Source organism: Stieleria sp., from assembly GCF_041595215.1.
In the GTDB taxonomy this organism is placed as follows: Bacteria; Planctomycetota; Planctomycetia; order Pirellulales; family Pirellulaceae; genus Stieleria; species Stieleria magnilauensis.
Window position 1 is genome coordinate 1 of the sequence record NZ_JBFHKV010001331.1, and the last position, 2021, is coordinate 2021.

The following is a 2021-nucleotide window of genomic DNA, read 5'->3' on the forward strand; positions in this document are numbered from 1 at the left end:
AACAAACGATAGACCGGATTTTGGGTCTCTTCGGCGCAGCGGTAACCGAGGTTGCTGATGAAGTCTTTGAACGCATCGCGGTCGTTCTCGGGAACCTGGATGCCGACAAGAATGCGGCCGTAATCGGCGCCTTGATTGCGATAGTGAAAAAGGCTGATATTCCAATTGGGGTGCATGCGGGACAGAAATCGCATCAGCGCACCGGGGCGTTCAGGGAATTCGAATCGGTACAACTGCTCGTCTTCGCTGTGGTGACTCCGCCCGCCGACCATATAACGGACGTGCTGCTTGGCAAGTTCATCGTCGACCAAATTGATGGATGCGAATCCTTGGTCGGTGAGATCCGAGCGGATCGCTTCGGCTTCTTTCCGGTCGGTGGTTGCCAGCCCCACCAGCACGTGAGCTTGTTCGGCACTGTCCATGCGGTAACTGAATTCCGTCACGCTGCGATGTCCGATCACTTCGCACAGTCGCTTGAAGCTGCCGCGTTCTTCCGGGATCGTGACGACGAACAGAGCTTCCCGTTCTTCACCGACCTCCGCTCGCTCGGCGACGAACCGCAAGCGATCAAAGTTCATGTTTGCACCACAGGTGATGGCGACAACCGTTTCGTCGGTCAATTGATGCTGGGCGACGTACTTTTTCATGCCGGCAATTCCCATCGCCCCGGCAGGCTCCAAGATGCTGCGTGTATCCTCAAACGCATCCTTGATCGCCGCACAGACCGAATCGCTATCGACGGTGACAAAGTCATCGACCAACTCCCGGGTCAGCCGAAATGTTTCTTCACCGACGTGCTTCACCGCGGTGCCGTCGGAAAACAGTCCCACGTCGTCCAGCTTGATTCGCTTGCCCTCGCGAACCGAGCGAATCATCGCATCGGAGTCCTCCATTTGAACGCCGACGACGTTGATTTCGGGCCGAACGGCTTTGATGTACGCCGCGACACCCGAAATCAGTCCGCCACCCCCGATGGCAACAAACACCGAGTGGATCGGATGTTGATGCTGACGCAAAATCTCCATCCCGATCGTTCCCTGCCCGGCGATCACGTCGGGATCGTCGAACGGATGGACGAACACCAATTGATCACGCTCGGCCAATTCGAGTGCGTGGTCGTGGGCATCAGAATAGCTCTCTCCGTGCAGCACCACGTTGCCACCGAGTGCTCTCACCGCATCCGATTTCAGCTTCGGTGTCGTGACAGGCATCACGATCACGGTGCGGCACCCGAGTCGCCGGGCGCTGAACGCGACGCCTTGTGCGTGGTTGCCTGCGGAGGCACACACGACGCCTCGTTCTAGCTCCTCGGGCGACAGTCGTGCCATTTTGTTGTACGCGCCGCGCAGCTTGAAACTGAACACAGGCTGCGTGTCCTCTCGTTTCAGCCAGACGTGGTTGGACAGCCGCGCGGACAGTTTTGCGGCACGCTCCAGCGGCGACTCCACCGCCACATCATAAACACGGGCGTTGAGAATACGTTGCAAGTAGTCGCGTAGAGTTTTCTGCATGACGCTGTTGATCGCGTTGGCCGGAAATCCGCTCGCTGGTCGTGCCAACACGCGAAATCGAATGGATGAATCAGACTATACTGAAACACGGTCGCCAAACAACCAACCGTTCCACCGCCCCGCATCGGGCGAGTGTCAGAATTGAACGAAACGACAGATGATCGCGTGCTACCCGCGTCGGCAACGCTGTGAAGCATTGTTTTCATGTGTTTTGCGAGGTTTCAGCGGCAGGGCGCAAGCCCTCCGGTCTTTCAAGGACAAACCGGACGGCTCGCGGGCTGTCGATTTAGTCGTCACCGAAACAATCGTGAGCCGATGGCGCTAGCCACGGGCCTCCAAGGGCAACGTCGTCTCCACTAGGCCCGCGGCTAGCGCCGACGGCTCACCAAATCAACAAGCCGCGACGCGTCCCGCTGGGGCGTGTTTCACCCCGCAGTCCAGGAACTCAGTGCAAAACGCAGTCCAGAAAATCGCTCTGGAGTCGGACGCGTCACTTCTGAGACACTCTCG

At 58.2% G+C, this 2021-nt stretch carries 1 protein-coding gene; it reads right to left on the minus strand.

Features of this window, described 5'->3' with window-relative positions; genetic code table 11:
• On the minus strand, positions 1–1511 hold a 1511-nt coding region (ilvA, locus tag ABX749_RS31030), incomplete at its 3' end, for a threonine ammonia-lyase, biosynthetic (RefSeq protein ID WP_372899446.1).
• Positions 1512–2021 lie beyond the last annotated feature (510 nt).